At 49.0% G+C, this 1,353-nt stretch carries 1 pseudogene; it reads left to right on the forward strand.

The features are described from left to right. Positions 1–1,353 (forward strand): annotated as a pseudogene (locus tag LJ707_RS20260) (hypothetical protein); the annotation flags it as partial.

Genomic DNA, 1,353 nt, shown 5'->3' on the forward strand with positions numbered 1-1,353 from the left:
CCAAAGGCAGTAAACTTGCTGGCTGCTAACAACAGTTATACGCTAAGTACAGCAATCATCAGTAAGTTGATATTTACCTATACGTACGACGACAAAGGCAGGTTGACTGAAAAGACCATCCCTGGCGCAGGGGCGGTATCATTGGTATATGACCCGCTTGACCGGCTGGTGCTGGCACAAAATGCGAAGCTGAAAGCTTCGAATCAGTGGAACTATATCAAGTATGACGTGCGGGGCAATGCCATAGCACAAGGCATTTATACCGATGCCACTCGTACGACACTGGCCGCCATGCAAACCTATGTATCAGGATTGAACTATAGCATTAACTGGTACGAGAAGCGTGGTACCAGTTCCACAACCGGCTACTACACCAATGTCACCTTCCCGACGAGCAGCAAGACCGACCTGGCCTTTAGCTATTATGACGATTATGACATCAACAGCGATGGCGTAGCGAACTACAGCTACCTGAGCCAGGGATTAACAGGCGAGGCTACCGCTACCACGCAAACCCGGGGCATGCTGACGATGGTGCGTAAATACACGGTAGGCGCAGCAGGTGGAACCTGGATACAGAGCGTGATTTTCTATGATAAGCGGGGCAACGTGATCCAGGAACGTTCCAGCAACCAGATCACTACGAGTACAAACGACACAAAGACCATCGTGCCTGACTTTACCGGTACGCCAAAGCAAACTAAGGTCGTCAAATCAGTAAACAGTGTAAGCACCTCAGTACTGAGCACCTATACTTACGACCACATGCAGCGCGTAACGGCGATTGACCAAAGTTATAACGGCGGGGCAACCATACGCGTGGCAGGCTATGAATATAATGAACTGGGACAACTGGTAGATAAGAAGCTGGGCTCGACCAACGGCGGTAGCACCTACCTGCAATCCATCGATTACCGGTACAACATCAAAGGACAACTCACCAGTATCAATAACAGTAAGCTGAACAATGACGGCGTAAAGAATGATGACGGTAATGACCTGTTCGGTATCGAGCTGCTATATAACCAGGCTGATGCCAATGTAGGCAATACTGCTTATTTTGACGGTAATCTGTCAGCGATAAAATGGATGAGCAAGAACGTTGCTAACGTAAGCAGCTACGAGCGGAGCTACAAGTACAGCTACGACGTGCTCAACCGGTTAACGGCAGTCAACTATGCCGAGCGTACCACAGCGGGTACAGGCGCATTCAACTCCAACTTAGGTGGCTATAATGAAAATAACATAAGTTATGATGAGAACGGGAACATCCAGACGCTGAAACGTAACAGCAGCGCGCCCGGAACAGCCAATATCGTAGAGGTGGATAACCTGACCTATTCTTACGATGCA

It is taken from the genome of Mucilaginibacter sp. UR6-1 (assembly GCF_020880975.1).
GTDB lineage: Bacteria > Bacteroidota > Bacteroidia > Sphingobacteriales > Sphingobacteriaceae > Mucilaginibacter.